Source organism: Streptomyces sp. NPDC060049, from assembly GCF_042736715.1.
In the GTDB taxonomy this organism is placed as follows: domain Bacteria; phylum Actinomycetota; class Actinomycetes; order Streptomycetales; family Streptomycetaceae; genus Streptomyces.
In genome coordinates, this window is sequence record NZ_JBHWVV010000003.1 from 144,380 (window position 1) to 167,493 (window position 23,114).

Consider the following 23,114-nt stretch of genomic DNA (forward strand, 5'->3'; position numbering starts at 1 on the left):
GGGGGTCGCGGGGGCGTGGGAGGGTGCGGGCAGGGCCGGGGTGATTGTCACCTCGTCCGACTATCGTCCCGTCCGTCGGCGAGTAGCGAAGGTCTGCCATGCGACTGCGCGAAGCCCTAGCCCTCTCCGCCGTGCTCGCCGCCGTCACCGCGGCCGCCCCCACCGCGGCCGCGGACATCGGCAACGGGAGCGGGGCGCGCCCAGCCCCCGCGCTGCCCTCCCGGGTCGAAGCCGCCTGCGGCGACGGGAAGAGCACGCAGTTCCCCATCGGTGCGCGGATCCGGGGCGGCCCGGCCGTCTACCGGACCGGTGCCGACGCGCAGACCTGGTACCTCGACCTCACCAACACCACCGCCGGCGAGTGCACGGCCGTCCACCCCGTCGTCGTCTTCACCGACCAGGCCCGCGCCCTGCGACCCGCGCACTTCCGGATGGAGTTCGACGCACCGGGCGCACCGAGCGGCGCCTTCCCCGTCAGCCTCGAACACACCGACCGGGACGAGATCATCGCCGTCTTCGACGGAGGCGACGCCTTCTCCGGCTTCACCGTCGGCCCCGGCCGTACGGTGACCGTCACCGTCCGGCTCGCCTTCGCCCCCGGCACCCCGCACGGCGAGGCCCTGGCCGACGCCGCCCTCGTCCAGCGCAAGGGCGACGACGGCGACTGGGTCGGCGAGGCCGGCGGCTACCGCTTCGACATCGAGGGGCCCGACGCGGGCGAGAGCGGGGAAGCCGCGGCCCTGGCCCGTACCGGCGGCCCCGCCCGGCCGGCCTGGGTGTACGGGGCCGGCGCCGCGACCGCCCTGACCGGTGGCGGCGGACTCCTGCTCGGGGCCCGCCGGATGCGCAATGCGGGCCGCACCGCGAAAAACGCCCGGTCCGCCTCGTAGCCTGCCCCGCCGTCCGCCGTCCGCCGTCCGCCGTCCGCCGTCCGCCGTCCGCCGTCCGCCGTCCGCCGTCCGCAGCTCGCGGAACCTCGGGACGACGTCCGCCCGTTCGCGGGGTGGACGGCCGAGGCCGCGGACCGGCGCGGGCCGACGGCGTCGGCCGGGGCGACTCCGGCCGTTCCCCACCAGTCGTACGAAGCCCTGCCCCGGGCAAGCCTGACCCTCCGTCCGGAGCCCCGGGCGGCTTCGCGGGCCCGGTCGCACGAGCGCCCCGTACCGTACCCGGCCGTCCGTGATCCTTACCTCCCGTGATCCCTGCCTCCCGTGAACCCCGCCGTCCGCGCACACGGGCACGGGCGGGGTCACCGGAGGGGCCGGACGGGCCTTCGCCGCCGACGAGTTCCGGTGCCGAGGCCGGCGGGGCCAGCGGCGCGAGCCTTCGCTACGGCGGCAGCGACCGGTGCCGACCGTCGACGGCGTCAGGCTCGGCCGACCCGCCGTAGGGGCCGCTTGTCCGGGCCGTGGACGCCCTCCACCTCCACCGCCCGTCCCGGATAGGGTGGTACAGACCAGAGGCCCCAAAGGTCAGAGGCCCCGCAGAGCGGAGAACAGTCCCGTGGCAGAGCGCAAGCCGATCGAATCCTGGCTCACCGACATGGACGGGGTCCTCATTCACGAGGGCATTCCGATCCCCGGCGCCGACGCCTTCATCAACCGGCTGCGCGAGTCCGGCAAGCCCTTCCTGGTCCTGACCAACAACTCCATCTACACCCCGCGCGACCTCCAGGCCCGCCTCAGCAGGATGGGCCTGGAAGTCCCCGTCGAGAACATCTGGACTTCGGCGCTGGCCACCGCGAAGTTCCTCGACGACCAGCGCCCGGGCGGCACCGCGTACGTCATCGGCGAGGCGGGCCTGACCACCGCCCTGCACGACATCGGCTACATCCTGACCGACCACGAGCCGGACTACGTGGTCCTCGGCGAGACCCGCACCTACAGCTTCGAGGCCATGACGAAGGCGGTCCGCCTGATCAACGCGGGCGCGCGTTTCATCTGCACCAACCCGGACGAGACCGGGCCCTCCGCGGAGGGGCCGCTGCCCGCCACCGGCGCGGTCGCCGCGCTGATCACCAAGGCGACCGGCAAGCAGCCCTACTTCGCGGGCAAGCCCAATCCGCTGATGATGCGGACCGGCCTGAACGCGATCGGCGCGCACTCCCACAGCAGCGCGATGATCGGCGACCGGATGGACACCGACATCCTGGCGGGGCTCGAGGCGGGCATGCAGACCTTCCTCGTACTGACCGGCCTGACGTCCGTCGAGGACACCGAGAGGTTCCCCTACCGGCCGACCACGACGGTCGACTCGATCGCCGACCTGGTCGATCTGGTTTAGGTCGTACGGCTGACACGTACGGGCCAAGAGAGCGCCGCTCCGGATGCGGAGCGGCGCGCCGCGCGTGAATCTCCTTGGTGAGGAGGTTCACCATGCGCAGTGTCCTGACCGCTCTCCGTGTCACCGGGGTGGCCGTCGCCCTGACGGCCCTGTCCGCCGTGACCGCACCCGTCGCCTTCGCGGAGGAGCCGAAGCACGGCAGCGTCTCCGTCGATCCCAACCCGGCCGAGCCCGGGGCGCAGGTCAAACTGCGCGTCCGCGGCTGTGACGACGACTGGGCCATCGCCCAGTCCTCCGTCTTCGTCTCCGAGGTCCGGCTGTCCACCGGCCGCGACGACCGCCGCACCCTGTGGGGCGACGCGTTGATCCGCTCGTGGGCAGAGCCGGGTCGCCACGACATCCGCGTCAAGTGCGGCGGCCACGGCGACCGCGAGTGGGGTTCGATCGAGATCGAGCGCCGCCGCGAGCACCATCCCAATCCGCACCACACGCCGATCTGGCCGGTCCACGCGGGCGGCGGCGGCATGGCCGAGGAGCTCGCGGCGAAGTCGAAGGCGGTGGACGTGGCGAAGGCGGCGGACCGGGCCGGGAGCGGCGCCCGGGCGCAGGCCGCCGGCGCCGCACCGGCCGCCGCGGCGAAGAAGAGCCACGACGACGACGGCCCCGGCCTGCCTCACACGCTGATCGGCGCCGTGCTCGCCGCCGCGGCGACGCTGGCGGTCGCCGGCCGGGCGCTGACCCTGCGTCGCCGCCGCAGCGGCCAGTGAGCGGGTGAGCGGGTGAGCGCGTGAGCGGGGAGCCGAAGGGCTCCGGCGGCTCCCGGCTGCTGACCTTCGCCGCCTGGTCGGTGCTGGTGCTCGGCCTGTGGCTGTGGGGCCGCGAGATCACCGGGGTGTCGATACCCGTCCCCGGTCAGGCCGGCGGACCGGCCGTCCCCGGCCTGCCCGCGGCGCACGGCCCGATGGGGCCGGCCGCGCCCGCGCGGGTCGACGTGCCGTCCCTGGGCGTCCAGGCCCCGGTGATCACCCGGGACCTGGACGCCCAGGGGGCGATCGAGGCGCCCCCGTACGAGAACCCCGGCACCGTGGGCTGGTGGCGCGGCGGCGCCCAGCCGGGTGCGGCGGGGACGGCGCTGATGGTCGGACACGTGGACACGCAGTCGAAGCCGGCGGTGTTCTACGGCCTGAGCTCGGCGAAGCCGGGCGACAAGGTGCGCGTGGTGCGGGCGGACGGCTCCGTCGCCGAGTTCACGGTCGAGGACGTACGGGTCCACGACCGCGCGGGCTTCGACCCGGCGACGGCCTACGGCCCCAAGGTCCGCGGCCGCGCCGAGCTGAGGCTGGTGACCTGCGGTGGCGCGTACGACAAAGCGGCCAAGCAGTACACGGCGAACGTGGTGGTGTCGGCGTACCTGACGGGAGTCGGAGTCCGCCCGGGGGCGGCGGTGTAGGCCGGTCCGGTGCGCGCACACGAAGAAGCCCCTCGCGGTTTTCCCCGCGAGGGGCTTCTTTCGTCTGTGCGCCGCCAGGGACTCGAACCCCGGACCCGCTGATTAAGAGTCAGCTGCTCTAACCAACTGAGCTAGCGGCGCTTGGTGACAGGGAAAACTCTACCCCACCCGTGCCGGTGCTCGTGACAAGCTGCGCGCGTTCTGTCCGATTAACCCATGTTTGGGAGGTTTATCGTGCACGATATGTCTGGGTCAGGCCGGATCTGATGCCCCGCCAGATGCGGTCCCGGCCGCCGCCCAGTGGACGAGCAGGGGAGTGGACGGAACCGCATGACGATGCAGCCTCCGACGCACGTGGACGAAGCGACGCAGACAGCCACGGCCACGCCGGCGCCGATGCCGATGCCCGCCTTCGAGGAGTACGAGCCCGCCGGCGACTGCCCGTGCCGCGGCTGCGCCCAGCGCCGGCGCACGCTCGCCCGCTCCCGGGCCATACCGCTGCGTGACGGCGGCCACCCCGCCGCGCGCGGAGCCCGCCGGGCGCTGGTCCTGGCCACCGCCGCGGGGGTGGTCCTCGGCGGCGGCGGAGCGGCGGCCGCGGTGACCACACCGGGCCCCGGCGGCACGGTGGCGCTGGACGACCCGGGCTCGCCGCAGGGCGACCGGGCACCGCTGCACGGACCGAAGAAGGGCAAGCCCGCCAAACCGGCCGGCCGACCCGGAGCGCCCTCGGCGGTGAAGCGCGTCGACCGGGCGACGATCGTCAACCGGGCGAAGCTGTGGCTGGACGCGCAGGTCCCCTACAGCATGTCCGAGTACTGGTCGGACGGTTACCGCCAGGACTGCTCCGGCTACGTCTCCATGGCCTGGAACCTCGGCACGAACGAGTGGACCGGCAGCCTCGACAAGTTCGCGACCCGGATCACGAAGGAAGAGCTGCTCCCCGGGGACATGCTGCTCTTCCACAATCCGGCCGACCCCAACAAGGGCTCGCACGTGGTGCTCTTCGGCGGCTGGGCGGACGAGACGCGGACGCATTACGTCGCCTACGAGCAGACGCGGCCGACGACACGGCGCCAGGCCACGCCCTACGGCTACTGGAACAACTCCGTGAAGTACGTCCCGTACCGGTTCAACGGGGTGCCGGGCGGAGTCGTTCCCGCCCCCCCGGCCGGCGACCCCCCCGCCGGCGACCCGCCGGCGCCGGGCGGCACGCCCGCCGTCTCCGCGACCTTCCCCGGGGCGTCGAAGTTCGGGCCGGGCGCGAACAACGCCTACGTCGCCCAGCTCGGCCGGATGCTCTCCGACCGGGGCGGCCTCCGCTTCTACCCGCAGGGCGTCAGCACCCGGTGGACCGACTCCGACCGGCAGGCGACCCAGGCCTTCCAGCGCGCCCAGGGCTGGACGGGCGCCGAGGCCGACGGCATCCCCGGCGCGCAGACCTGGCGGCTGCTCGCCCAGAACCAGGGCAAGGACATCCCGCCGACGGCGGGCGTACGGGGCCCGGCGGGCAAACCCGCCTACCCGGGAGCCGCGACGTTCCGTCGGGGCGTCTCCCACCCGTCCATCACCGCCCTCGGCCGCCAGTTGGTGAAGAAGGGCTTCGGCAAGAACTACACGTCCGGGCCGGGCCCCCGCTGGGGCGAGACCGACCGCCGCAACGTCGAGGCCTTCCAACGCGCCCAAGGCTGGCGCGGCGCCGAGGCCGACGGCTATCCGGGCCCGGAAACCTGGCGCCGGCTGTTCGCATGACGGAGGCAACGATGTACCCCACGCGCACCACCTCGACCACGGGCACCTTCCACATCCCCCCACGCCCGGCCCCGACCCCGGCCCCGTCCGACCGCACCGCCACCGAGTGGTCCGCCCCGACGTCCTGGCCGGCGCCCCCGACACCACCCGCCGCCCACCAGGTCACGCCCCCCGGCCCCGTCCCGGCCACGGCCGACGACCACCCGGCACGGACGTGGGCCCGTGCCCGAGACCCGCAGGGCCCGGCCGCGGCGGACATCACGCACGGGCACCCCGTCACCGAGGCTGCCGTGGCCGCCGTGGCCGCGCACCGCGAAGCGGGCGGCCCGGTCGCGGCGCAGGCCCCGCGGAGCGACGTACCAGCCGCGGAGGCGACCCGGTCGACGCAGGCAAGCACCGAGGGCAGGGACCCGCAGGGTCACCTCCCCGCAGGCGCCCCGCACGGGCGGGCGGCCACCGAGCCGGCGCCGGGCTCCGTGCGCGTAGGCCACGCGGGCCGGGACGCCGACGGGCCGGCCGCGGCCGTTGGCGCGGGCGACGGCGTACTCGGCGTACTCGACGTACCCGGTGTGGGCGCGGGCCGGCCCACGGAGGCCCCGGTCGGTCGGCGGGACGCCGACGGGCCGATCGCGGTCGACTGCGTATCCGGTGCATCCGGTGCATCCGGCGCGGACGCGAGTATGGCGGGGCAGGTGCGCGCAGAAGGCCGGGACGCGGGCGGTCCGGTGGCGTCGGGTGCCGGGCACGGGCGACCCTCGTGGGCGGCGGAGGCCGCGCGCCGCGACGTACCGGCGGCACGGGTGGACATCCCGCACCCGCAGGAGGAGTCGGCCCACGCCGCCGCCGGCCTTCGGTCGCGGCACCCCGGCGCCGAAACCGCCCGCCCCCACCCGCAGGACTCGGACCGCCCCCACCCGCGGGACACTGCCCGGCCCCCCGCCCCGCCGGTCACCGGACCGGCCTGGCAGCGCCCCGGCGCGGGGGCCGCCCGGCAGGATGACCTGCCCGTCGGGGCTCCCGCCCCCGAGCCCGCCGCCCACCCGTCCGCCGCGGCGGACCGCGTACCGCCGCCCGGGGCATCCGGGGCCGGCCGACAGTCGGGCCACGGCGGTCCGTCCGCCGCGCACGACCTGACGGTGCCGGCGCCGTCACCGGCACCGGTCGGCGGCGGAGCCGAACCGGCCGGTGCCACCACCGCGCCGCCCGCGCGGGCCGAGTACCGGCCCGCCGCCGCGCACACGTCCTCCGGCGAGCCCCAGGGCGACGACGCCTTCGCGCGGCAGCCCAGCCCGGCGCCCGGACCCGGCTTCCCGGACGTGGTGGCTCGGGCGGAGCACGGCTTCGCGGACGGGGAGCACGGCTTCCCGGACGTGGTGGCTCGGGCGGAGCGCGGCTTCGCGGACGAGGAGCGCGGCTTCCCGGACGTGGCGGCTCGGGCGGAGCACGGCTTCGCGGACGGGGAGCGCGGCTTCCCGGGCCCGGAGGCGTGGGCCGAGCACGGCTCCGCCGGTGACGAGCCCGGTGTCCAAGGCGCGGCAGCACGCGCCGACTTCCGCTCCGTCGCCGCGGATCCTGCCTCGCGTGCCGTAGCCGCCTCGCGGCGGCCCGAGCCGCCCGTGGGGGCGGACCACGCCCGTGTGTCCGGGCCCGACCCGGAGGGAGCGCGCGGCGGTGAGCGCGCCGCGCAGGATCCGGAGTGGCCGGTGCTGGTGCCCGTGCCCGCCGGGGAGCCGGACGCTGCCGTGCCGGCGCGAGGTGGGTTCCGCAACGCCGACGCCGACGCCGACGCCCGCGTCGGCGAGTCGGCCGATGCGGACGCCGGCTCCGTTCCCGGGTCCGGGCTTCGGGCCCGTGCGGGCGGTGATCCGGCCGACCGGGCCTACGTGCGGGACCAGTTCCGGTCCGTGCCCGTGCCCGCCGGAGCAGTCCGGGAACCGGTCGGCGCGGGCGGTATGCCGGCCCCGGACCGGAGCCAGGGCGCCGCCCACGGTGGACACGGCCGTTCGGGCAGCGCAGCTGACGGCGCTCCGCCGCGTGGTGCCGCCGGGCTCGTCTTCGACATCGAAGCGGGGCGTCCGGCCGACTCCTACGCCGGTCCCGCCGAGCAGCCCGCCGTGCCGGACCGCAAGGCCGCCGGTGCCTCGGGGCTCGCCTCCCCGGGCCGTCGCGACGGCGAGCCGCCCGCCGGGCCGGACCGCGGCCGGACCGATGCCGTTGCCCCGGGCCGTCGCGACGGCGAACAGCCCGCCGGGCCGGACCGCAAGGCCGCCGGTGCCGTTGCCCCGGGGCTCGCCTCCCCGGGCCGTCGCGACGGTGAACAGCCCGCCGGGCCGGACCGCGGCCGGACCGATGCCGTTGCCCCGGGGCTCGCCGCCCCGGGCCGTCGCGACGGCGAGCAGCCCGCCGGGCCGGCCACGCGCGAGGGTCAGGCCGCCGCCGCCGGCGGTCCCTCGGCCGCGGCCGAGGCCGAGGACGCCGCCCCCGGGTCACGGCGCGGAGCGGACGCGGAGTCCGCGTACGGTGCCGGTGCCGGTGCCCCGGAGTCTTCCCGGACCGTACCGGGGCCCGGGCACGCGCCCGGGGCCGCTGAGGTCGTCGCGCGGGCCGTGGCGCGGATGGACGACGATACGCAGGACCTGCCCCGGGTCGCGGCGGTCCGCGGGGTCGCGGTGAGCCAGGTGCCGGTGCACCTGCCGTTCCGGGGCGCCGCCCAGCCGCAGGCGCCGCGAGGGCTCGGGGCGACCCGCGCCGGGGCTCCGGCCCGAGCGGGTGTCGCGGCCGCCCGGTCCGCGCCCGGCCGCCGCGTACCGCGCGGGGACGACCGGCTCCGCGAGCACCGCGGCCCGGTGCTGCCGGGCTGGATCGGCGTGGCCGTCGGCGCCCTCGCCTTGGCCGGCTGCGTCGGCGTGCTCTGGCGGGCCGGGGCCGTCCCCGACGCCCTCGCCCTGGCGTTCGGCGCGGAGCCCCGCCCCTATCGCGGTCTGCAGGCCCGGTTCTGGCCCCCGCTCGCCTTCCTCGGCGTCGTCGTCCTGCTCGCCCTCGGTGGACTGGGTAGGAGCCGGGCCGGCCACGCCTGGGTGCTCACGCTCTTCGGCCGTTACCGGGGCACCGTACGCCGCTCCGGCCTGACCTGGATCAGCCCCCTGCTCCTGCGCCGGCGGGTCGACGTACGGCTTCGGCACTGGCGCAGCGATCCGATGCCCGCCGTCGATTCGGGCGGCCTGGCCCTCCAAGTCGTCGTCCAGGTCGTCTGGCAGGTCAAGGACACCGCCCGCGCGACCCTGGCCGTCGCGGACCACGTCGACTACCTCGCCGAGCAGGTCGAATCGGCCATGGCCCGCGTCCTGTCGCAGCTGCCCGCCGACGCCTTCCACGAGGACGCCCCGACCCTGCGCGACGCCGAAGCCGTCGGTGACGCGCTGACCCGGATGCTGGCGGCCGAGACGGAGGCGGTCGGCGTGGAGGTGTTCTCGGCGCAGCCGACCCGGATCGAGTACGCCCCCGAGGTCGCGGACGCCATGCGGCGGCGCCGGGTCGCGGCGATCGACGCCAAGCACCGTGACACGGTCCTGACCTCGGTGGTCGACGCGGTGGACGACACCGTCCACCGCCTCACCTCGCGCGGGCTCGTGGAGCTCGACGACTACGAGCGCAAGGCGCTGGTGAAGGACCTGACCGTCGCCTTCTACACGGGCCGCGCGGAGTAGGGGACCCTGCGGCCGCCTCGGCCGCGCCACGGGAACGGGTGGATCCGGGTCGGACCGGTCCACCCGTTCTTCCGTTGGTATGGACATGGCCAACTCCCGTCAATACTGTGGGACTTGGTCTAGACCTAAGAGTTTCGCGAACGGACCGTGCCGGTGACCGCCGCCGGCCCGGTCCATCCCCACGCGTGCGCACGCTCTCCCCGGACATCCCCCCACGTTCAAGGAGCATCATGCGTTCCTTCCGCATGCCCAGATCCCAGCAGGCCGCCGCGACCGCCGTCGGCCTCGGCGTCGTCGCCGCCCTCGCGCTCGTCACGGCCCCCACCGCGACCGGCCACGGCTACACCGACACCCCCATCAGCCGCCAGAAGCTCTGCGCCAACAAGACCGTCGCCGACTGCGGCCCGATCCAGTGGGAGCCCCAGAGCGTCGAGGGCCCCAAGGGCTTCCCGGCGGCCGGCCCCGCCGACGGCCGCATATGTTCGGCCAACCACACGGAGTTCGCGCAGCTCGACGACCCGCGCGGCGGCGCCTGGCCCGCCACCCCCGTGACCAGCGGGCAGAGCTACGGCTTCCGCTGGCAGTTCACCGCGAACCACTCGACCACCGACTTCCGGTACTACGTCACGAAGAACGGCTGGAACCCGAACAAGCCCCTGACCCGTGCCGACCTCGATCCGCAGCCCTTCCTCACGGTCGCCTACAACGGCGCCCGGCCCGCCATGACCACCGTCCACCAGGGCGCCATGCCGAGCGGCAAGACCGGCCGGCACCTGATCCTCGCCGTCTGGACGGTCAACGACACGGTGAACGCCTTCTACTCCTGCTCGGACGTCCAGTTCTGACCGCCGGCCCCCGGGCCCGCCGGTGCGGCGTTCAATTCTGACGAAACGTCAGCTATCCTCCGGCGGCATGCGGACGACGACACCCGAAACCGTCGCGGAGCTCATCGCGCGCCAATGGGGCGACCACCGGGCCGGCCTGAAGCACGCCGACGGCGTACTCAGCCACCACCGGACCGCCCGGGAGGCCGCGGCGCGCGCCGCGCTCCTCGTCGACCTGCTGCCGCCGGGGGCGGAGCCGCACATCGGGGTGCTGCTCGACAACACCCCCGAGTTCCCCTTCTGGCTCGGCGCGGCGGCCCTCGCCGGGGCCGCCGTAGCCGGGATCAACCCCACCCGGCGCGGTCCCGAGCTCGCCCGCGACATCCTCCACACCGACTGCCGGATCCTGGTCACCGAGCGCACCCACCTGCCACTGCTGCGCGGCCTCGACCTACCGGGCGTGCGGCTCCTGGTCACGGACACCGAGGAGTACGAAACCCTGCTCGCCCCCTACGCCGGCGCGAAGCCCGGCGAGGCCGTCCTCGGCGCGGGCCCCGGCCCGGCCTCCCGGCTGCTCCTCTACTTCACCTCCGGCTCCACCGGCGCCCCCAAGGCCGCGATCTGCACGCAGGGCCGGCTCGCCGGCGCCGGAGCCTCGCTCGCCCGGCACTTTTCGGTCACCCCGGACGACGTCCACTACGTCTGCATGCCCCTCTTCCACGGCAACGCCGTCATCGCCGACTGGCTGCCGGCCCTCGCCGGCGGGGCCGCCGTGGCGCTGCGCCGCCGCTTCTCGGCCTCCGCGTTCCTGGACGACGTACGGACCTACGGGGCGACGTACTTCACCTACGTCGGCCGTGCCGTCCAGTACCTCCTCGCCACCCCGCCGCGCCCCGACGACCGTACGCACACCCTGCGCCTCGGTTTCGGCACCGAGGCCGGCGCGGTCGACGCGGCGCGCTTCGCCGAACGCTTCGGGGTCCGGCTCGTCGAGGGCTACGGGGCCACCGAGGGCGGCGCCTCCGTCCAGCGCACCCCGGACACCCCGCCCGGAGCCCTCGGCCGCGCGGGCGCGGGCGACGACCTCGCCGTGATCGACCCGCGGACGGGCCGGGAGTGCCCGCCGGCCGCCCTGGACGCGCAGGGCCGGCTCCTCAACGGCTCCGAGGCCATCGGCGAGCTGGTCAACAAGGGCCGCAGCCTCTTCGAGGGCTACTGGCGCAACCCCGACGCGGAGGCGGCCCGCACCCGCGACGGCTGGTACTGGACCGGCGACCTCTTCTTCCGCGACGCGGACGGCTTCCTCTACTTCGCGGGGCGCACGGACGACCGCCTGCGCGTCGACAGCGAGAACCTGGCGGCGGCGGTGATCGAGAACATCCTCGCCCGCTGGGCCCGGGCCGCCGCGGTCGCCGTGTACGCCGTACCGGACGCGGTGGCGGGCGACCAGGTCATGGCGGCCGTCGCCCTGCGGGAGGGGGCCGTCTTCTCGCCGGAGGGCTTCGGGGCCTTCCTCGGCGTCCAGCCGGACCTCGGCACGAAAATGGCCCCGCGCTACGTACGGATCGTCGGCGCCATGCCGACCACGGCGACGAACAAGGTCCACCGCGTCTCCCTGCGCCGCGAGGGCTTCGACACCCCGGACCCGGTCTGGTGGCGCCCGCCGGGCGAGAGCGCCTACCGGCTCCTGGGCCAGGCCGACCTGGCGGCCCTCCTGGCCTCCTACGAGGCCCAGGGACGGGCCGAACTACTGGGCCGCTAGGCCGTCCCTTTCGGACCTCGTCGGGCCCGCGGTCCCTTGGTTTTGAGCACCCCGGAGGACCGGGTAGTATTTTCTCTGTCAGCAGGCGCCGCTAGCTCAGTTGGTTAGAGCAGCTGACTCTTAATCAGCGGGTCCGGGGTTCGAGTCCCTGGCGGCGCACCTGTCCTTCGGGCGGTTTCCGGTTCACCGGGAACCGCCCGAAGTGTTTTCCGGGCCGGGTCAGGACCCGGGCGCGCCCATGCTGCGGCTCGCCCCGTCGCCCCGCCGCTCAAAGGGTGAGCGACAGCAGCAGCGGCGCGGCCTTCCGGTTCAGGGCGTCGGCCGCGGCCCGCAGCCGGTGGGCGTGCTCGACCGGCAGTGACAGGGCCAGGCAGCCCACCGAGGCTCCGGCGGTGATCGGGACGGCCGCGCAGACCGTGCCCACCGCGTACTCCTGGAGGTCGAGGACGGGCACCGTGGCCGGCTGGCTGTCGAGCTTCGAGAAGAGGATCCGCTCGTTCACGATCGTCTTCGACGTCAGCCGGGCGATCTTGTGCCGGGAGAGGTGGTCGCGCCGCCCGTTCTGGTCGAGCTGGGTCAGCAGGCACTTGCCCACCGCGCTGGCGTGCGCCGCCGAGCGGAAGTCGACCCACTCGTGCACCTTCGGAGTGCGCGGGCTGTCCGCGAACTGCGTGATGCGCACTTCGCCGTCCACGTACCGGCTGATGTAGACCGCCGCCCCCACGGAGTCCCGCAGCCGGTCCAGGGTCTCCTGGAGCTTGTCCTGCAGGGCTTGCTTGCGGTCCACACCGGAGCCGAGCAGGACGAGGGAGTCCCCTATGGCGTAGGCGCCGTCGGACACCTGCAGGACATATCCCTCCCGGCGCAGCATGAGGAGCATCGGCGCGAGATGGACCGCGGGCAGGCCGGTCTCACGCGCGATCTGTACATCGGTCACGCCGCCGGTATGGCGGGCGACCGTTTCGAGTACGCGCAGGGCGTACTGCACCGAGTGGAACGGCGCGGTCGGCTCGGGCTTCAGCGCCACGGTTTCCCCCTAGCAGGTTGTTACCGCTTGCCTTAACACGATAGCCATCAAGAGGCCCATGTGGAGCGTCTGTTGATGAGATTGATGGCTCAATCACACCGCTCTGCCTGGATCTACTCCTCTGGCATATGCCAAGGTCACGAGCGGTGTCCGACTGCGCCGGGAATGCCCGCCCCGCCCCCACCGTTCGGATTCTTCGTACGGACGGGCGAAGTGGAGCGGGAGCGACGATGAGTGACACCGGAGACGCGGGTCGACAGGAGAGCCGCACGCGGGACGGGGCCGCGGCCGCCCCCCGGGACCGCTCCGGCGGGGCGATCCACGGGACCGCGCACGGCCGGGCCCCGGTCCCGCTCTCGGTGCTCGACCTCGTCACCGTGGGCGCCGGCAGCACCGCCCACGCCTCCCTGCGCACCAGCGTCGACATGGCCCGCCTCGCCGAGGCGCGCGGCTACCACCGCCACTGGGTCGCCGAGCACCACTCCATGCCCGGCGTGGCCAGCTCCTCGCCGGCCGTGATCCTCGCCCACCTCGCCGCCCACACCTCCCGGATCCGACTCGGCTCGGGAGGGGTCATGCTGCCCAACCACGCCCCGCTCGCTATCGCGGAGCAGTTCGGCACCCTGGAGGCCCTCGCGCCGGGCCGGATCGACCTCGGCCTCGGACGCGCGCCCGGCACCGACGGGCACACGGCCGCCGCGCTGCGCGGGCCCGGGCGCCGGGACGAGGCCGTGGACGAGTTCCCGAGCCGGCTCGCGGAGCTGATCCGCTTCCTCGACGACGACTTCCCCGACGGGCACCCGTACGCCCGCGTGCACGCCGTCCCGGGGCCCGTGCAGGGCCCCGCGGGACGGCCGCCGGTGTGGCTGCTGGGCTCCTCGGGCTTCAGCGCGCGGCTGGCCGGCGCGCTCGGGCTGCCCTTCGCCTACGCGCACCACTTCTCCCCGGCCGGAACCCTGCCCGCCCTCGACCTCTACCGGGAGTCCTTCCGGCCCTCGGCCGTCCTGGACGCCCCGTACGCCCTCATCGGGGTCGCGGCCCTGGCCGCGGACTCGGCCGTCGAGGCGCGCGCGCAGGTGCTGACGGGCGCCCTGTCGATGCTGCGGCTGCGCAGCGGCCGCCCCGGGCTGGTCCCGACGCCCGAGGAGGCGGCGGCGTACCCGTACACGCCGCTGGAGCGGGAGTTCGTGGACGACCGGCTCACCAGCGTGGTCCACGGGACCCCGGACGAAGTGCGTGCCGGGCTCGACGACCTGGCGGCGCGGACCGGCGCCGACGAGCTGATGCTGACGGCCAACGCCCATGGCGGGGAGGCGAGGTTGCGCTCGTACGGGCTCGTCGCAGATGCGTACGGGATGCCGGGGGAGGACCCCGAGCGGCTCTGATCGCAGACGAACGGGGTTTGGCTGGTTTGTTGCCGAAACCTTGCGCGGGGATAGCTGAAGGCAACCTTAAGTCGCTCGTCACCCTGGGTGGCGAGCGATTTTTGGTGCGCCCTCAAGTCCCTGACGTGGGGATCTGGCCGGTGAGTGGTCTAGTCCTTCTTTGGTCCAAACCATTGACTCGGGCCCGGAGTGATCGCTATCACTACTCCCACCCGAACTCTTGCCCTCACCTCCCACCCCCCGGAGGCAGTTCATGCACATCCGTAAACCCCTCATCGCGGCCGCCGCCACGGCCGCGCTGGCAGCCGGAGCGATGGCCACCTTCGCGGGGCTCGGCACCGCCTCGGCGGCCGAATCGTCGACCACGGCCGCGGCCGGCAGCGTCAAGATCGCCTACTACGACCAGTGGAGCGTGTACGGGAGCGCCTTCTATCCCAAGCACCTCGACACCCGTGGCATAGCGAGCAAGCTCGATGTCATCAACTACTCCTTCGGCAACATCCACCCCACCAACCTCACCTGTTTCGAGGCGAACAAGGCGGCGGGTGACGACAACAACCCCAACGCCGGTGACGGTGCGGGCGATTCGTACGCCGACTACCAGAAGTCCTTCAGCGCGGCCGACAGCGTCAGCGGGGTCGCCGACAAGTGGGACCAGCCGATCGTCGGCGTCTTCAACCAGTTCAAGCAGCTGAAGGCCAAGTACCCGAACCTGAAGATCAACATCTCGATCGGCGGCTGGACGTACTCCAAGTACTTCAGCGACGCGGCGAAGACGGACGCGAGCCGCAAGAAGCTCGTCTCCTCCTGCATCGACCAGTACATCAAGGGCAACCTGCCGGTCGAGGGCGGCTACGGCGGCGCGGGCAGCGCGGCGGGCATCTTCGACGGCATCGACATCGACTGGGAGTACCCGGGCTCCTCCGGCGGCCACCTCGGCAACCACTACGCCCCCGAGGACAAGCAGAACTTCACGCTCCTGCTCAAGGAGTTCCGCGAGCAGCTCGACGCCTACGGCACGGCCAACGGCGGCAAGAAGTACCTGCTGACCTCGGCCCTCCCGGCCGGCCAGGACAAGATCAAGTACATCGAGACGGACAAGATCGGCGCGTACCTCGACTACGCGAACATCATGACGTACGACATGCACGGCTCCTGGGACGGCGACGGACCGACCTACCACCAGTCCCCGCTGTTGAACTCGGCGGCCGACCCGACCGACCCGATCGCTCCGGGCACCCAGAAGTACGGCATCAAGAACGCCATCGACTCCTGGATCGACGGCAACGCGGCCTACGGCATCGCCGGCGGCTTCCCCGCCAACAAGCTGACCCTGGGCTACGAGTTCTACTACCGCGGCTGGAAGGGCGTCCCCGCCGGGACCACCAACGGCCTCGCCCAGACGGCGACCGGCCCCTCGGGGGCCCGGCCCACCAGCCAGCAGGCCGGCATCGCCAACTACAAGGAGCTCGGCGGCATCGTCGACAACCCGGCGACCACCTTCTGGGACGACCAGGCCAAGGCCTCGTACTTCTACAAGGACGGCGAGTTCTTCACCGGCCTCAACCAGAAGTCCATCCAGGCCCGGGTCGACTACGGCAAGCAGCGCGGCCTGGCCGGCGCGATGATGTACTCCCTGCTCGGCCTGGACAACAACGCCACGCTGCTGAACCAGATCTCGGACTCCCTCGGCGGCACCACCCAGCCGCCGACCACGCCTCCGACGACCCCGCCCACGACGCCTCCGACCACCCCGCCGACCACGCCTCCGACGACGCCGCCCACCACGGGCTGCACCGCTCCGGCCTACGTCGCGGGCACCGTCTACACCGGCGGCAACGAGGTCTCGCACAACGGCCACAAGTGGAAGGCCCAGTGGTGGACGCAGAACGAGGTGCCCGGCACCACCGGTGAATGGGGTGTCTGGAAGGACCTCGGCGCCTGCTGATCTCCCCCCACCCCGCGCCGAGCGCCGGCCGCCCCCGCCCCTTTCCCGGGGGCGGGGGCGGCCGTGTCCCTGCGCCGGCTCAAAAACCGGGCGGGCGGGCGGCGATCATCTCGGCGATCAGCTCCGGCGCCACCGCCCGGGAGTACAGCCAGCCCTGGCCCGTGTCGCAGCCGACCCGGCGCAGCCGGGCCGCCTGGCCGGCCGTCTCCACGCACTCCGCCGTCACCGTCAGGCCCAGCCGGTGCGCGAGCTGCACCAGGGCCTCGACGATCGTCTCGTCCGCCGGGTTCGGATGGGAGCCCTCGTCGTAGCGGAAGCCCCGGACGAAGGAGCCGTCCAGCTTCAGCACCGAGACCGGCAGCCGGCTGAGGTAGGCGAGGTTGGAGTACCCGGTGCCGAAGTCGTCGATGGCGATGCGCACCCCCATGTCGCTCAGCGCCTGCAAGGCCTGCAGCGGACGCCCCGCCGAGCCCATCACGGCCGACTCCGTGAGTTCCAGCTGCAACAGCTGGGGGGCCAGGCCGGTCTCGGCGAGGATCCCGGCCACGTCGCCCACCAGGTCGGAGTCCCAGACCTGGCGCACCGCCACGTTGACGGACACGAAGACGGGGGAGTCGCTGGGCTGCTCGATCTGCCAGCGCCGCGCCTGCCGGCACGCCGTGCGCAGCACCCACCGGCCCAACTGGACGATGGAGCCGTCCTCTTCGGCGATCGCGATGAACCGATTCGGCGTCAGCGTGCCGAACTGCGGGTGGTTCCAGCGCACCAGGGCCTCCACCCCGCGCACGACGCCGCTCTCCAGGTCCACCAGCGGCTGGTACTCCAGCGCGAACTCGCCCCGCTCCACGGCCGGTCGCAAGGTCGAGGACAGGGCCTGGCGGGTCATGCGGTGTGCGTTGCGCTCCGGGTCGAAGAGCGTCCAGCGGGCCTTGCCGTCGGCCTTGGCCCAGTACAGCGTGGTGTCCGCGGCCTGCATCAGCCCGGTCGCCGACGTGCCGGCGGCCGCCCGCTCCACCACTCCGATCGACGCGGACACCGACAGCCGCTGCCCGGCCAGGTCGAACGGCTCCTGTACGGCGGCCAGCACGCTCCGCGCCAGGTCGGCGAGCTCCTCGGTGCCGGTGGAGTCCTCGACCAGCAGGGCGAACTCGTCCCCGCCGAGCCGGGCCACGAGGTGCCCGCCGGCGCGACCGTAGCCGGACTGGTCGGCGCAGCGGGTCAGCCGGGCGGCGACGGCGGTCAGCAGCCGGTCGCCGACCCGGTGGCCGAGGGTGTCGTTGACCGCCTTGAACCCGTCGAGGTCCAGGTAGCACAGCCCGATCCGGCCGGTGCCGCCCTGTTCGTACGAGGAGGCCTCCAGGGCGGCGGACAGCCGCTCGAAGAACAGCGCCCTGTTGGGCAGCCGGGTCACGGGGTCGTGCATCTGGAGGTGGCGCAGCCGGGCCTGGAGGTCGCGCCGGTCGCTGATGTCGGCGACGGACAGCAGGACGTCGCCGGTCCCTGCGACCGGCCCGAGGGTGACCTCGGTCCACAGCGAGTGCCCGTCGGGGTGCTTGAGCCGGCGGGTGCAGCGCAGCCGGGCCTGGCGGCCGCGCAGCACCTCCTGGTAGGCCTGCCAGGTGCGCGCCTCGGAGGCCAGGTCCACCAGGTCGGCGGCGGACTGTCCGGCGAGGTCGGGCTGCTCGGCGCCGAGCAGCCCGGCGAGGGCCGGGTTGGCCCGTACGACGTGGCCGGAGCGGTCGATGACGGCCAAGGCGAGGTGGGCCGCGTCGAAGACGGCCAGGTAGTCGGCCCGGCAGTCGGCCGGCCGGTCGACCGGGTGGTCGTGCGGTGCGGGCTCGGCGCGGTCCGGGGCGGTTGTCGCCGCCGGTCCTGAGTGACGCTGCGTCATGGCCGATCGGATGCTGTCGGCCGCCGAACCGGTTCCTTCTGAGGTTCCGCTCACCGTTGGCTCCCGCAGTGCGTGTGAGTGTCCGTGCAGGAAAGTGTGCCGATCATAGAGGCTGCCGGACGGCCCTATCCAGCGGCGTCGCCGTTTGGGACGCGGGAGTTCAGTGTGATGACGGTTCGTCGACGTGAAGGCATGTGATCGTTTCCGCACGGCTGTGAGCAAGAGGTGGCCGACACTGCTCTGACCTGATCGATCGTGACGTTCTGTAGGCGGTCGCGTGAACCCCCGCGTCACCGGCTTGCCCTAGCGCTCACTCGTGTGGGGCAGCGGAACAGGGCATTCATCAGACAATCGCCCCAAGGTGGATGAAGAGGTACCAATCCACCACCGGGAGGTCGATGTGCCGCGACAGGAGACACCCGGGGGAGTGGACCGCTCCCACATGCGCACCACGGCTGCGGCGCTCACTTCCCTGACCGCACTCGCCGCGATGTCGCTCGTCGCGGGACCGGCGGTCGCCGCCCCCGGAGCCGGACCCTGCGCGCTGACCCGTACCGCGGCCCACCACTCCCTGGGCCTGGACAGCTGGAACGGCGCCTACCCCAGGCCCGAGCGCACCCTCGACGCCGTCATGGTCTTCCTCTCCTTCCCGGACCACCGCACCACCCTGACGACCGGGCAACTCACCGAGGACTACTTCCCCGCGACCAGCGACTTCTTCGAGCAGGCCTCCTACGGCCGCTTCCGGCTGGTGCCGCACCCGCAGAAGCGGTGGATCAAGATGCCCAAGCCGTCCACCGCCTACGGGATACGGCGCGACTGGGCCCCCGCGGACCGGGCCGCCTACCTGCGCGACGCCGTCGCCACCGCCGATCCGGAGGTGGACTTCGCCAAGTACGCCATCGTGTACTTCGTCGCCGACCCGGACGCCCCCGGCGTCGACTCGGACGCCACGAAGGTCGTCAACTTCGACCGTCCGATCAGCGCGGACGGTACGGAGCTGCGGCGCATCGTGACCGTTTTCGAGAAGCACCCGCCGGACCGCAACGTACTGGCCCACGAGACCGGGCACGTCTTCGACCTCCCCGACCTCTATCACCGGCCGTCGGACGGCAAGGGCGACTGGGACACACACGTCGGGGACTGGGACGTCATGGGCAGCCAGTTCGGCATGGCCCCGGACCTCTTCGCCTGGCAGAAGTGGAAGCTGGGCTGGCTGGACGCCTCCCAGGTCGACTGCGTTCCCTCGGGCTCCTCCCTGCACACCCTCCAGCCGCTCTCCGACGTCCCGCTCCCGGGCGGCACGGGCGGCACCCGGCTCGCGGTGATCCGCACCGGCCCCGGCAGTGCCATCGCGGTCGAGGCGCGGGGCTCCGCCGGCAACGACGGGGACACCTGCACCGAGGGCGTGCTCGTCTACCGGGTCCGCAACGAGGCGGCGTCGGGCGGCGGGCCGATCGAGGTCGTGGACGCCCATCCGGACACCGAGGCGTGCTGGGACCGGTCCGTGTACCCGCCGCTGGCGGACGCGCCCATCGAGGTGGGGGAGACCTTCACGGTGCCGGGCGAGCGGATCACCGTCGAGGTGGCGGACCGGACGCAGTCGGGCGCGTACACGGTGAAGATCACCACCTAGTGCTGAGACCCGCCTCCTGCGGGCACACGAAAAGGACCCCCACTCGCGTGGGGGTCCTTCTCCGTCTGTGCGCCGCCAGGGACTCGAACCCCGGACCCGCTGATTAAGAGTCAGCTGCTCTAACCAACTGAGCTAGCGGCGCTTGGTGACGAGGAAGACATTAGCACCCCGACCGGCGATCGGAAAAATCGATATCCGCAGCTCGGGTGGCACGGACGAACGCCCACAGCAGGGCCTCCGGTCCGGGCAGCCAGGGCGCCTCGGTACCGGGGGCCACGAGCCACCGGGACGGCCCGGAACCGCCGACCAGAGCAGGCACGGTGACGGCGTCGCCGCGGCCGTGGCAGAGCGGGGCGGGGGCGGGCGCGCTCCACTCCTCCCAGGCGAGCAGGGCGGGGAGCCGGTGGGCGGTGCCGGGGGACGCGAAGAGCAGTGTCCGGCCCCGGTGCACCGCGGCCGGACCGGAGCCGGGGCCCTCCGCCCAGAGAAGGTCGAGCATCCGGCGCCCGAGGACGAGCGGGACGTTGACGACGTCGAAGGCGGTACCGCAGGGCAGCACGGCGGGTGCGGTGGGCCGGGCCTGCCAGGCGTTCAGGGTGCCGCGGGGGTGGGCGGACGCCGAGGCGAGCCAGGCGGCGCCGGCCGCGGTGACATGGGTCGCGCAGGCGGTCGTCCGCACGTCGGAGGCGGGACAGCCGGTCAGGGTCGTCATACGCCAAGATCTACCGGCTGTAGCGGTTCGATCTCGGCGAGTTACGGAAACCCGGGACAGGCCGGGTGTCACTGGGGTATGTTGCGCGCCGCATATGCCAGCGGTCAGACCGCCGGGCCGGCCGACGGCCCTGTCGCGCCCGGTCCGGCCGCTGCGACGACCCGTTCCCGCCCCGGGGGCTCAGAGCGTCCCGGGGGGCTCAGAGCGTCCCGGGAGCCGCGCCGCGCAGCAGGGACTCCCCGAACTCGATCATCTTGAGCGCGTAGTCCTCGGTCCACTCCGCCTGCTCCGCGATCGCCTCCGCCGACAGGCGGTCGAAGCGGCGCGGATCCGCCAGCTGGGCCGCCGCCACCGCCTGGAACTCCACCGCCCGCTCCTGCGCCGCCCGGAAGGCCAGGGTCAGCTCCGTCGCCCGGACCAGCAGCTCCCGCGGGTCGTCGATGGATTCGAGGTCGAAGAAGTGCTCGGGGTCGGTGACGGTCTCCGACGGCTCGAAGAGCAGCTGCGCGGGCCGCGGCTTCCGCTCGGTCCGCTCGGGCTCTGCCATGCGTGTCCTCCTGCTGCGCGTACGAAAGCTTCCGGGCCACCGTCCATTGTCCAACGTCGCGCAAGAGGACCCGCAGGGCGACCGCGCGCACGCGGCCCCGCCGCGCTCGCCGGCGCCGCCACCTTCATCGCCACCTCCGCCGGCGGCCCGCGGTCTCAGGGCCCGGGAGCCCTCGGTCGGGACCAGGCCCGTGGTGCCCGCCACCACCGGGGATGCGGCGGGCGGCATACCGGCGCCCCCGGTCGGCCGAGGCGCTCCGCCCCCGCCTCGGCGCGAGCGCACTCCCGCTGCGGACCGTCCCTTCATCCCTAGCCCGCCGAGGACCGCGGGCCTCAGACCCGTCAGGCCACCCGGTGTTCCGCCAGGTGCGTCAGCTGGGAGTGATTTGCCTCCTGATCCTCAGAACACAAGATCACCATGTAGCGTCTTCGGGTGCAGTGGGGACTACGCAGCGAGTAACGACATGTCGTACCGGCCGTCACCGGGTGCTCGTGTCCTGAAGATGCGGCGCATCAGCCGAGACTCTGAGGACAGTTCTGCTCTGGCGCGTCAGGCAGAAGCCCTGGACCGCGCAGCCGCTGAGGGCCGGTTCGATGTCGTGGGGGATGTAGAGGACTCCTTCATCTCGGGCGCCGTCCGTCCCGAGAAGCGGCCTGGACTCGGCAGGTGGATGCGTGAACCGCTCTGGTACGAGTGGGACGCGATCATGGTCACTTCCCTGGACCGCATTACTCGGAACCAGACGCATTGGGAGATGTTCGCCGACAAGTGCTACCAGGACGGCAAGGACGTCGTCTGCCTCGATGACCCGGCCTTGGACATCACTCCTGGCAATGGCCGGATGATCGCTTACATCAAGGCGACGCAAGCGCAGGAGTACCGGGAAGCCATCGTGCAGAAGCGCCGGAACCAGACTCAGTACTACCGCGATGAATGCCTATGGGGTGGCGGGACTTGGCCCTTCGGCTATCGGCCGGTCCTCACGGAATATGAGGGCCGGCAGCGCTACAAGCTGCTCGTCGACCGCGTGACGGGCCCTCTGATCCGTGAGGCCTATGAGCGAATCGCGGAGCAGGGGTGGTCCATGAGTCGCCTCTGTCAGGACTGGAACGAGCGTGGCGTCCTCACGTCGCAGGACTACCAGCGGAGCGCCAATGCAGACGAGCGGAAGGCCGGGGTCGCGACGGCCGTCAAGGGAACCAAGTGGACCGCCTCCACCTTGGGGAAGATACTGAAGAAGCCGATCCTCAAGGGGATCGCCATGCACAAAGGTGAGCCTCTTCTTCGCGACGGAGTTCCCGTTCGATGGGCTGATCCCATCCTCGGCGATGAGGAGTTCGAAAAGTTGCAGGCGGCGGTAACGGCGCTAGGTCAACACCGCGCTGGAATCAAGTCCAATGCATCGCCCATGGCAGGCGTGCTCTACTGCCAGTGTGGCAGGAAAATGTACGAGAACAGCTCGATCGGGAAGCTGAACACGGGAGAGGCGCGGCACCATAAGTATTTTCGCTGCTCTTCCTGGTCCAACGGCAGGGCATGTGACTTCTCCGTCTCCTGGCCTCAGGATCGGGTGTACGCAACGGCGGAACATGCATTCCTCGTCAAGCTAGGTGGCGAAGAAATCACCGAGCGCCAGTACATTCCGGGAAGGGACAGCAGGAAGCAGATCAAGGAGCTTGAGCGCGCCATCGACAATCTGTCGCAATCAGTTGCCCTGGCCAGTTCTCCTGCGGTGGTAGCCTCGCTGACCGGCGCAATGGAGCGGCATGCAGCCAACCTTGCGGAGCTGGTGGCTCAACCCTTCGTTCCTGGTCGGTGGGAGGTCACTGGCACCGGTCGGACCTACGCCGAGAAGTGGTCTGCAATGACAGGATGGAAGGAGCGGGGGCCCTTCCTTCGTCAGGCCGGCTTTCGGCTCTTCATCTGGGGCCGCCCCGGTACGAAGGGGCCGGACATGGCTATCTATGTCATCTCTCCGAATGACGTCGCCGAGAAGGCGAGTGATGCCTTGGCGGGATCTGTTGAGTCGAGCGATGAAAAAGGGTGGAACCTTGAAGCTCTGAAAATATTCAAGGAGGCTCTGGAGGTAGGGATCGACCAGTTGAGGTTCATGCCTCTCAAGTAAGACCACGGTCCTCTATTAGGTAGGGGGCTTTGGTGTCGATTACTACCCTCTAAGGACAAGCAGCA

General features: G+C 72.7%; 15 protein-coding genes, 3 tRNA genes and 1 pseudogene. 13 read left to right on the top strand and 6 right to left on the bottom strand.

Translation table 11 applies throughout. The features are described from left to right. The first annotated feature begins 98 nt into the window (after positions 1–98). The 4 genes from ACFWBY_RS05945 to ACFWBY_RS05960 all read left to right on the top strand — a co-directional run bounded on the left by ACFWBY_RS05945 (position 99) and on the right by ACFWBY_RS05960 (position 3,733). Positions 99–890, top strand: coding sequence for a hypothetical protein (locus ACFWBY_RS05945; RefSeq protein ID WP_385334355.1), 792 nt, complete (start codon positions 99–101; stop codon positions 888–890). 613 nt (positions 891–1,503) lie between these two features. Next, on the top strand, positions 1,504–2,283 hold the full coding sequence (locus ACFWBY_RS05950; RefSeq protein WP_385334357.1) for an HAD-IIA family hydrolase: 780 nt from the start codon (positions 1,504–1,506) through the stop codon (positions 2,281–2,283). Between the two features lie 92 nt (positions 2,284–2,375). Beyond that, positions 2,376–3,050 (top strand): hypothetical protein, encoded by a 675-nt coding sequence (locus ACFWBY_RS05955; protein ID WP_385334359.1) that lies wholly within the window; start codon positions 2,376–2,378, stop codon positions 3,048–3,050. 20 nt (positions 3,051–3,070) lie between these two features. Then, complete coding sequence (locus ACFWBY_RS05960) at positions 3,071–3,733, top strand: class F sortase (RefSeq protein WP_385334361.1); 663 nt, start codon at positions 3,071–3,073, stop codon at positions 3,731–3,733. A gap of 67 nt (positions 3,734–3,800) precedes the next feature. On the opposite strand, the gene ACFWBY_RS05965 is transcribed toward ACFWBY_RS05960, so the two are convergent. Continuing rightward, positions 3,801–3,874: transfer RNA gene (locus tag ACFWBY_RS05965), tRNA-Lys, on the bottom strand. A 255-nt stretch (positions 3,875–4,129) separates the two neighbouring features. Between ACFWBY_RS05965 and ACFWBY_RS05970 the strand changes: the two genes are divergently transcribed. The 5 genes from ACFWBY_RS05970 to ACFWBY_RS05990 all read left to right on the top strand — a co-directional run bounded on the left by ACFWBY_RS05970 (position 4,130) and on the right by ACFWBY_RS05990 (position 11,937). Continuing rightward, positions 4,130–5,485 (top strand): peptidoglycan-binding protein, encoded by a 1,356-nt coding sequence (locus tag ACFWBY_RS05970; protein ID WP_385334474.1) that lies wholly within the window; start codon positions 4,130–4,132, stop codon positions 5,483–5,485. Positions 5,486–5,496: 11 nt separating this feature from the next. Continuing rightward, a complete protein-coding gene (locus ACFWBY_RS05975; protein WP_385334363.1) occupies positions 5,497–9,192 on the top strand; it encodes an SPFH domain-containing protein in 3,696 nt (1,231 codons plus the stop codon). Positions 9,193–9,422: 230 nt separating this feature from the next. Next, positions 9,423–10,037, top strand: a complete 615-nt coding sequence (locus tag ACFWBY_RS05980) for a lytic polysaccharide monooxygenase (RefSeq protein ID WP_385334365.1) — start codon at positions 9,423–9,425, stop codon at positions 10,035–10,037. Positions 10,038–10,104: 67 nt separating this feature from the next. Continuing rightward, a complete protein-coding gene (locus ACFWBY_RS05985) occupies positions 10,105–11,778 on the top strand; it encodes an AMP-binding protein (RefSeq protein ID WP_385334367.1) in 1,674 nt (557 codons plus the stop codon). A gap of 85 nt (positions 11,779–11,863) precedes the next feature. Further along, positions 11,864–11,937, top strand: a tRNA-Lys gene (locus tag ACFWBY_RS05990). Positions 11,938–12,046: 109 nt separating this feature from the next. On the opposite strand, the gene ACFWBY_RS05995 is transcribed toward ACFWBY_RS05990, so the two are convergent. Next, the gene (locus tag ACFWBY_RS05995; protein ID WP_385334369.1) at positions 12,047–12,805 is read right to left on the bottom strand and encodes an IclR family transcriptional regulator; all 759 of its coding nucleotides are present in this window, start codon (positions 12,803–12,805) and stop codon (positions 12,047–12,049) included. A gap of 230 nt (positions 12,806–13,035) precedes the next feature. Between ACFWBY_RS05995 and ACFWBY_RS06000 the strand changes: the two genes are divergently transcribed. Both ACFWBY_RS06000 and ACFWBY_RS06005 read left to right on the top strand, forming a co-directional pair. After that, a complete protein-coding gene (locus ACFWBY_RS06000) occupies positions 13,036–14,190 on the top strand; it encodes an LLM class flavin-dependent oxidoreductase (RefSeq protein ID WP_385334371.1) in 1,155 nt (384 codons plus the stop codon). A 253-nt stretch (positions 14,191–14,443) separates the two neighbouring features. Then, on the top strand, positions 14,444–16,138 hold the full coding sequence (locus tag ACFWBY_RS06005) for a glycosyl hydrolase family 18 protein (RefSeq protein ID WP_385334373.1): 1,695 nt from the start codon (positions 14,444–14,446) through the stop codon (positions 16,136–16,138). A gap of 79 nt (positions 16,139–16,217) precedes the next feature. On the opposite strand, the gene ACFWBY_RS06010 is transcribed toward ACFWBY_RS06005, so the two are convergent. Further along, on the bottom strand, positions 16,218–18,029 hold the full coding sequence (locus ACFWBY_RS06010; protein WP_385334375.1) for a putative bifunctional diguanylate cyclase/phosphodiesterase: 1,812 nt from the start codon (positions 18,027–18,029) through the stop codon (positions 16,218–16,220). A gap of 442 nt (positions 18,030–18,471) precedes the next feature. Between ACFWBY_RS06010 and ACFWBY_RS06015 the strand changes: the two genes are divergently transcribed. Continuing rightward, entirely contained in the window at positions 18,472–19,665 is a 1,194-nt protein-coding gene (locus tag ACFWBY_RS06015; protein ID WP_385334377.1) for a M6 family metalloprotease domain-containing protein, read from the top strand. A gap of 68 nt (positions 19,666–19,733) precedes the next feature. Here the strand turns inward: ACFWBY_RS06015 and ACFWBY_RS06020 are convergent. The 3 genes and pseudogenes from ACFWBY_RS06020 to ACFWBY_RS06030 form a co-directional block, all read right to left on the bottom strand. Next, positions 19,734–19,807: transfer RNA gene (locus ACFWBY_RS06020), tRNA-Lys, on the bottom strand. Then, positions 19,798–20,377: pseudogene (locus tag ACFWBY_RS06025) on the bottom strand (bifunctional DNA primase/polymerase). The gene ACFWBY_RS06020 and the pseudogene ACFWBY_RS06025 overlap by 10 nt, the downstream one beginning before the upstream one ends. A gap of 199 nt (positions 20,378–20,576) precedes the next feature. Further along, entirely contained in the window at positions 20,577–20,924 is a 348-nt protein-coding gene (locus ACFWBY_RS06030) for a hypothetical protein (protein ID WP_385334379.1), read from the bottom strand. A 502-nt stretch (positions 20,925–21,426) separates the two neighbouring features. Here ACFWBY_RS06030 and ACFWBY_RS06035 point away from each other — a divergent pair. Continuing rightward, entirely contained in the window at positions 21,427–23,049 is a 1,623-nt protein-coding gene (locus ACFWBY_RS06035) for a recombinase family protein (RefSeq protein ID WP_385334381.1), read from the top strand. The last annotated feature ends 65 nt before the right edge of the window (positions 23,050–23,114 follow it).

What these genes read in the sequence shown, in the direction of transcription:
- ACFWBY_RS05945 (WP_385334355.1), top strand. Translation starts at nt 99, where the DNA reads ATGCGACTGCGCGAAGCCCTAGCCCTCTCCGCCGTGCTCGCCGCCGTC.
- ACFWBY_RS05955 (WP_385334359.1), top strand. Translation starts at nt 2,376, where the DNA reads ATGCGCAGTGTCCTGACCGCTCTCCGTGTCACCGGGGTGGCCGTCGCC.
- ACFWBY_RS05970 (WP_385334474.1), top strand. Translation starts at nt 4,130, where the DNA reads ATGCCGATGCCCGCCTTCGAGGAGTACGAGCCCGCCGGCGACTGCCCG.
- ACFWBY_RS05975 (WP_385334363.1), top strand. Translation starts at nt 5,497, where the DNA reads ATGTACCCCACGCGCACCACCTCGACCACGGGCACCTTCCACATCCCC.
- ACFWBY_RS05980 (WP_385334365.1), top strand. Translation starts at nt 9,423, where the DNA reads ATGCGTTCCTTCCGCATGCCCAGATCCCAGCAGGCCGCCGCGACCGCC.
- ACFWBY_RS05985 (WP_385334367.1), top strand. Translation starts at nt 10,105, where the DNA reads ATGCGGACGACGACACCCGAAACCGTCGCGGAGCTCATCGCGCGCCAA.
- ACFWBY_RS06000 (WP_385334371.1), top strand. Translation starts at nt 13,036, where the DNA reads ATGAGTGACACCGGAGACGCGGGTCGACAGGAGAGCCGCACGCGGGAC.
- ACFWBY_RS06005 (WP_385334373.1), top strand. Translation starts at nt 14,444, where the DNA reads ATGCACATCCGTAAACCCCTCATCGCGGCCGCCGCCACGGCCGCGCTG.
- ACFWBY_RS06010 (WP_385334375.1), bottom strand. Translation starts at nt 18,029, where the DNA reads ATGACGCAGCGTCACTCAGGACCGGCGGCGACAACCGCCCCGGACCGC.
- ACFWBY_RS06015 (WP_385334377.1), top strand. Translation starts at nt 18,472, where the DNA reads ATGCGCACCACGGCTGCGGCGCTCACTTCCCTGACCGCACTCGCCGCG.
- ACFWBY_RS06030 (WP_385334379.1), bottom strand. Translation starts at nt 20,924, where the DNA reads ATGGCAGAGCCCGAGCGGACCGAGCGGAAGCCGCGGCCCGCGCAGCTG.
- ACFWBY_RS06035 (WP_385334381.1), top strand. Translation starts at nt 21,427, where the DNA reads ATGCGGCGCATCAGCCGAGACTCTGAGGACAGTTCTGCTCTGGCGCGT.